This window comes from Candidatus Thermoplasmatota archaeon, from assembly GCA_038884455.1.
GTDB lineage: Archaea > Thermoplasmatota > E2 > DHVEG-1 > DHVEG-1 > JAWABU01.
This window is the reverse complement of record JAWABU010000059.1, coordinates 1-6,866: the sequence shown is the minus strand read 5'-3', so window position 1 is coordinate 6,866 and position 6,866 is coordinate 1. Positions and strand designations below refer to the sequence as shown.

At 37.5% G+C, this 6,866-nt stretch carries 10 protein-coding genes; 3 read left to right on the top strand and 7 right to left on the bottom strand.

From position 1 onward, the window contains the following. The coding region (locus QXL17_08270; protein ID MEM4259121.1) for an ISNCY family transposase at positions 1-111 on the top strand (111 nt) is incomplete at its 5' end. 72 nt (positions 112-183) lie between these two features. Further along, positions 184-1,128 (top strand): DNA repair and recombination protein RadA, encoded by a 945-nt coding sequence (gene radA, locus QXL17_08265; GenBank protein MEM4259120.1) that lies wholly within the window; start codon positions 184-186, stop codon positions 1,126-1,128. 20 nt (positions 1,129-1,148) lie between these two features. Here the strand turns inward: radA and QXL17_08260 are convergent, their stop codons facing one another. From QXL17_08260 to QXL17_08230, 7 genes are all read right to left on the bottom strand, one after another. Beyond that, positions 1,149-1,568, bottom strand: coding sequence for a secondary thiamine-phosphate synthase enzyme YjbQ (locus tag QXL17_08260; GenBank protein ID MEM4259119.1), 420 nt, complete (start codon positions 1,566-1,568; stop codon positions 1,149-1,151). A gap of 18 nt (positions 1,569-1,586) precedes the next feature. Continuing rightward, positions 1,587-2,672 carry a S8 family serine peptidase gene (locus QXL17_08255; protein MEM4259118.1) on the bottom strand — a complete coding sequence of 362 codons (1,086 nt, stop codon included), beginning with the start codon at positions 2,670-2,672 and terminating at the stop codon, positions 1,587-1,589. 11 nt (positions 2,673-2,683) lie between these two features. Beyond that, complete coding sequence (locus tag QXL17_08250; protein MEM4259117.1) at positions 2,684-3,463, bottom strand: dihydroorotate dehydrogenase electron transfer subunit; 780 nt, start codon at positions 3,461-3,463, stop codon at positions 2,684-2,686. Further along, entirely contained in the window at positions 3,460-4,368 is a 909-nt protein-coding gene (locus tag QXL17_08245; protein ID MEM4259116.1) for a dihydroorotate dehydrogenase, read from the bottom strand. The genes QXL17_08250 and QXL17_08245 overlap by 4 nt, the downstream gene beginning before the upstream one ends. Before the next feature lie 365 nt (positions 4,369-4,733). After that, complete coding sequence (locus QXL17_08240) at positions 4,734-5,636, bottom strand: phosphatidylglycerol lysyltransferase domain-containing protein (GenBank protein MEM4259115.1); 903 nt, start codon at positions 5,634-5,636, stop codon at positions 4,734-4,736. Beyond that, a complete protein-coding gene (locus QXL17_08235) occupies positions 5,623-6,069 on the bottom strand; it encodes a GNAT family N-acetyltransferase (protein MEM4259114.1) in 447 nt (148 codons plus the stop codon). The genes QXL17_08240 and QXL17_08235 overlap by 14 nt, the downstream gene beginning before the upstream one ends. 14 nt (positions 6,070-6,083) lie before the next feature. After that, the gene (locus QXL17_08230) at positions 6,084-6,296 is read right to left on the bottom strand and encodes a 4Fe-4S binding protein (GenBank protein MEM4259113.1); all 213 of its coding nucleotides are present in this window, start codon (positions 6,294-6,296) and stop codon (positions 6,084-6,086) included. A gap of 177 nt (positions 6,297-6,473) precedes the next feature. Here QXL17_08230 and QXL17_08225 point away from each other — a divergent pair. After that, the coding region (locus QXL17_08225; GenBank protein MEM4259112.1) for an IS4 family transposase at positions 6,474-6,866 on the top strand (393 nt) is incomplete at its 3' end.

Sequence of the window (6,866 nt, the reverse complement as noted above, 5' to 3'; positions counted from 1 at the left end):
AGACGTTTTGGCGGTCTGGTGAGACAGAAACGAGAAGATCGACGAGAAATAGCATTATTTTCTACCGCATTCTTTCACAATATTTTTATCACAAGAATACGCCCGGATTAATTCTGTCCCAATGTCTCTCTGAAGGACATGTTTATAAATATCATTTCCTTTCACTGCTACGTAGGGGTATAAATGGGCAAAGACAAAATTCAAGATTTACCGGGCGTTGGTCCCGCGATTGCAGAAAAACTCATCGAAGCAGGCTATTCAGATATGATGAGTATCGCTGTGTCATCACCGAAAGAACTATCTGAGATTGCTGATATCGGTGAGAACACTGCAGCAAAAATTATTCAAGCAGCACGAAAAGCAGCAGATGTCGGCAGCTTTGAGACTGGTTCTGCACTTCTAGAACGACGATCAAAAATTGGTTTTATTTCAACAGGTTCAAAATGTTTTGATGAATTACTCGGTGGTAAAGGTTTTGAAACCCAAGCAATTACAGAACTTTTTGGGGAATTTGGATCGGGAAAAACCCAAATCGCTCATCAACTCTGCGTCAACGTTCAACTTCCTGTTGAAAAAGGCGGACTTGAGAGTCATGTTTTTTATATTGATACTGAAAATACCTTTAGACCAGAACGGATTAAACAAATGGCTGAAGCATATAATCTGGACCCGGAAGAAACATTAAATAAAATTCATGTAGCTCGAGCATATAACTCAAGTCATCAAATGCTTCTCGTGGATAAAGTCGTAGAACTATCCAAGGAAGTACCAGCTCGGCTTCTTGTTGTTGATTCGTTAACCTCTCATTTCCGTGCAGAGTTTGTAGGACGAGGAGCACTCGCTGATCGGCAACAAAAATTGAACAAGCATATGCATGATCTCCTTAGATGGGGTGATCTCAATAATGGTGCTGTTCTCGTCACGAACCAAGTTTCTGCAAAACCTGATGCTTTTTTTGGTGATCCAACACGACCAATTGGAGGACACATTGTTGGGCATACAGCAACCTTTCGATTATACCTACGAAAAAGCAAAGGATCAAAACGGATAGCACGGCTTATCGATTCGCCGCATCTCCCAGAAGGAGAATCGGTATTTTCAGTAAATAGTGAAGGGATACGTGATTAAACATACATCTACCGGTTTTTTTATTCTCCGATGATTTGAACATATACTGTGCGTTTTCTAGGATGAGTATCAAATTCCAGAAAAACTACCTGCTGCCATGTTCCATGTACGAGTTTATTGTCTACTATAGGCATTGTAATACTTGCTCCAATCAGGCTTGCACGAACATGAGAATGCCCATTATCATCATGCCATGTTTCATGATGACTATATTTTGTTTTCTTTGGGGCAATTTTTTCAAACATCTGAGGTAGATCCTCAAGCAAACCAGGTTCGTATTCTATTGTTGTCAGTGCTCCCGTTGAACCAGGAACAAATATACATACAATACCATTTTTAATAGTTGATTTTTCGATACATTCTTCAATCTTTTGTGTGATGTCAATGATATGATTTTCTCCGCGTGTTTCAAAAGATATAGTATCAGATTTTAACTTCATATAAGTTTCCTCTTTTGGTTATGATGATCTGTACTGAGCTAGTTGGATATATGCATCATATGCTTGAATGAGACCATAACCATACCAATCGTCATGCGTAAAAATCTCTTTTGCTCCTTCAAGATTTCCTATTTTTTTTGCAGATTGCGCTAATATCTGTTTGACAACATGTATCGCAGTCGTATTTATATCTTCCTGGCAGGATGGTTTATATTCAGGATATGCATTCAAGAGTAATGCAAGAACGCCAGCGGTATATACTGCAGCTTGTGCAGTTCCAGAAAGTTCTCCATAGGATCCATGGATCCGAGTTGAAAGAATGTTTTCTCCAGGAGCAACCAATTCAGGTTTTTTATTTGGATCTGTGGTTCCAGGATATTGATGACCTTTCGAACTAAAGGGAGATATCAGATAATTGTTTGCTATGGAACCTACCGAGATAACATGAGGATGAGTTGCAGGAAAACAAACATCGCCATCATCATTCTGTCCATCATTTCCAGCAGGAACAATTACAAAAATCCCACAAGCGATTGCTCTATCAAGAGCTTGGAGTACTTTGTTTTTTTCTGCAAAATTGATTTTTTCAGGACTTACTCCCATCGATACGACAAGGATATCAACATGTTGATCGACGCAAAACTGAATTCCTTCTGCAATGATACTACTGTTACCACCATCATAAAAATATTGATTTGCTGGAATCGCTTTCACATGTAAAATCCTAGCTTTTGGGGCTATACCTTTCAAATTAACCCCGCTTATCAATCCTTCATATGATTCTTTAGCAATTAGAAGACCTGTTAAATGTGTTCCATGATCTTCATCGTCATATGGTTTATTTTTTTGATTAATCAGATCAGTCCATGATAAAAAAGAATCATCATCAAATTCTTGATGATGTGTATCAACACCGGTGTCGATAATTCCAATGACAACACCAGAACCATCAAATCCAAGCATATGAAGTTTATCTATCTGTACTGCTTTTTCAGCCCATTGATTTGCTCTAGGGACACTGTATGGCAGTAGTGAAAGATACCCAAAGGATACTGCTAGAATAAGAAGTATACTGAGTACAATAATATATCGGCGAGTTATCATTTTTTCCTATCCTAAAATTTTATTTTTTTCCCACTTGCATCTCTTGTATATATACCAAAATCAAAAAATTTTTTTAAGGATTGTTTATCAAACACAGGTCCTTCTACACAAACACGCATTCCTTCCCCGATACAACATTGGCCGCAAATACCGACAGCACACTTCATATATCGCTCAAGTGATGCTTGAAAATTAAGATGATCGCACACCGTCAGAAGTTTTTTCATCATGATCTCAGGTCCACAAGTAAGAACGCCGTCAAATTGTTCTTTTTCAAGAATGTCTTTGGCAAGATCTGATGCAAAACCTTTGATTCCTCGCGATCCATCATCTGTTGTAATAAGAACGTGAGCACCTTGTTGATGTAATCGTTGATCAAAAAAAATTTCGCTTTCGGTTTTCGTACCTATAATGACCGTTGTTTTTATTTTTTTCCGGAGAGCTTCTTCGACTGCCGGTGCAAGCATAGCAACACCAGTCCCCCCGCCAACAAAAAGCAATGATTTTCCAGCAATAGTAAAACCATTACCATATGGACCACGTATTCCAATTTTATCATACGTATGAAGTGATGCAAGTGCCTTTGTTGCATCACCAAGTATTCGAAATGTGATCATCTTGGTGGTATCAGTGATTGAAGAGACACTCATTGGAATTTCATCAACTCCAGGAATCCAAATCATATAAAACTGTCCTGGTTTTATATCTCTTGGGTCATCAAATGCGATGGAAAAAATGTTCTCTGCTTCCTTTTTAATTGAACAAATTTCTGTAATGCGTGGTTGGTTCATGTATGAGCAACTCCAACTAACTCTGATAATTTTTTGACGTTATGTTCATGTAACCATGTAGTACATTCGTTACAAATTTTTTTAAAAACATCTATATCGCGGTAATACACTGCACTTCCGATTTGCACTGCTGTTGCTCCTGCCATGATATATTCAATGACGTCTTTTCCGTCAGTTATTCCTCCGGCACCAATAATTGGAATTTGAACTCTTTCTGCAATTTCATAAACACATCGAACTCCGATTGGTTTTATTGCTTTTCCTGAATAGCCACCAATTTTATTTGCTAGTATCGGTCTTTGAAGTTCGATATTGATTTTCATTGCTTTTACCGTATTAATCGCAACAATAGCATCAGCACCTCCCTTTTCTGCAGCACTTGCAATATCTGCGATACTTGTGACATTTGGTGATAGTTTGACAAACACTGGTATATGCACAGATTGTTTGACTGCGTTGGTTATTTCTTGAAGTAAAACCGGATCTGAACCAACTTCCAACCCAAATCGCTTTGCATGAGGGCAGCTCACATTTAATTCAATAGCGTCAACCTTGTAGGATTCCATTTTTTGTGCTAAATTGATAAACTCCTCTGAATTCGCACCATAGATACTTCCGATGATTGGTGTTTTTGTTTTTGTTAGTTGTTGTAATTCTTCTGAAAATGCATCGATTCCTGGATTTGGCAGGCCCATTGCGTTCAGCAGTCCATGTTCGAGTTCAACGAAGGTAGGATTGGGATAACCAGTACGTGGTATGATACCGATTGATTTTGTAACGATTCCTCCTGCACCACTAGCAATTATTCGGTTCATGCTTCCAGCATCTTCACCCATGATCCCTGAAGCAAGTATTGTTGGATTTTCAAATTGAAGGTTTCCTATTTTTGTTATGAGCTTATTCATAGATACATCATAAGATAATTGTATCTCATGTATAAATCAATTTTCACATAAACTGCACTGTGGGTAATCAACAGTAATTGTAACTAGGTTATAGTTTTTTAGCTGATTATTCATATTATAAAAAACTGTTCTCATAGCTACGTTGATATTACTGTTCTATCAGCAAACCTGCTGATTCTCCTAGAACAAGAATTCCTTCAGCATACATATACTAGTTGTATTGACAATAGAACGATTGTCATCTTGTTTTTCTATGAAGATCATGATTAATTCATTCACATTTAGTTTCTATACCCCTAGATTGTTAGATAAAAAACGATCATCAGTTGTTTTCGATGATATTTATAGTTGGTAAAAATGTGACATTATAGGATGATATCTTTTTTTTCAATATGGAATACTTCAACAAAATGATGGGGACGATACGACATTTTTGCCTGCCGGAGACCAGGTATACCCATATCTTCTTGTCGATTGATAAATTGATATTTTTTTTGGAGCACTCTTGCGGTCTCCAAATTGATTGCTTTGTAGATACCATCATACTCAGGGGAACCTTTTTCAAAATGAACAACTGCTGTTGTTGGATTCATCGGCTCAAAAACAGATATAGCCTCAATTCGTCCATCGATACGAAGTGCTAAACCATTCAGATTTAAATCAAAAAAATGACTCATTGCAAACATCATCGCTTTTCGTTCATACTTTAAAATATCGTCTGATTCACAATCTTTCCATAGACACCACCGTTTTAAAAATTCGGCAACTTCTTCCATATTGCTGTCAGTAATTGTTTCAAGAGTGTATTGATAGCTCTTCACGAATTTATTTAATCTGTTTCGAATCTTTGCGTATTCGCTTCCAGCAAGATTTGCAAGATCTGATGCAGTATACACATAATCAAAAAAATCGCGATCTTCTATAAAATGCTGTATTTTCGTATGTTTAGTAAGCCAGTTTTTTGTTTCGATATCGATCATTCCGAACGCTTCTTCTGACGCCTCGTGGTATGCAAACCAAAGAACAGTATCAAAAATATCTTTATCATATGCTCCAATTGGGGGGCGAACCTGGATTGTATCTTTCATTTTCGTATAAATAATTAAATGGTTTTTCATACCGGCATAATGATAGTTAACAAGATCTTGCCAGCATATCATAGTCGTAAAAAGCATGCCACTATGCACCGGCGGATATTTTGCAAAATACGCATCGAAAAGAGGTTTATCATCCAAGGTGATTTTTTTAAAATCACTAAAACGGAGCATGTTTGCGACCTTTATTGGATACAAAAAGCATGGGGATATACTCTTTCATTTGGGAAAAACCAATACTTGTATAAAACTGTTGACTGTTTGGCTCAGCGATCAGTCCAATCCAATGAATGTTATTTGATATACAATAGGTGACTAGGGTTTGAACTATTTTTTTTCCAATATTGAATCCTCGATACTCTGGAAGTACAACAACATCTTGAATGTAGGCATCTGAAATACCATCAGAAAGAACTCGCCCCATACCAATTGCTTTTCCGATGTTCGTATCAACAGCAACAGCAAAAGCATAGCTTCCTTGTATTAATCTCGGAATGCTATTTGGATCGAATTCATCCTTCCACCAACCACCTGCTTTGTATAGAGTTATGATATCATCGATCAACCATGTTTTTACCAGTTTTATAGCGATCTGTTTTTCATGCATAAATATATCTCAGGTTAGTTGCAGGAGGAATGTTCGATTGCTTTCTGTGGACATACATTAACACATACACAGCATTCAATACATTCGTCAACATTTTTTGCGACTGCCTTTCCGTTTTCGATTTCAAAAATATTGACGGGACAAGCGTTAACGCACTCACCTGACCCACAACATTTTTGATAATCGACAACAATACATATAGATCCTTTTTTAAATTCTTTTTTCATACGTGAGTAACCTCCGTTTTACACCGTTCAGTGAACAATGTTATCTATCTTATAGTTTTTGTTTTATCAAAAGATATTCATGTGTCATCGGTTAAGAACGTTTGAGTATAAATAAATGTATCCCATTCCTTCCTTTGGATGGGATATACTATGGGATGCAAAAAGAATCGACAACCGATGCATGAATTTGAAGAGGAGATGTGTAAACTTTTCCCGCCGCAATGGCTACGGGACACTGCAAAAGAAACCGGGCTGGTGGAACGGAAACGTAAGGTTGACCCGGTAGCGATATTCTGGGTTTTAATCCTGAGTTTTGGTGTTGGAATGCAGCGAACTCTTGCCAGTCTTAAACGGAGTTATGAACGGGAAGGAGACATTGTGTTGAGTGACAGTAGTTGGTATGAGCGATTTTCTCCTGAGTTGGTTCTTTATCTAAAAACATGTGTGATCCATGGTATAGAATACTTAGCGAGAACAGAACATCGTAAACTATCGGATAAAATGAGGCATTTCCAGGATGTTCTCATCCAAGATAGTACTATCATTCGTTTACATAAGGCGTTAGCAAAG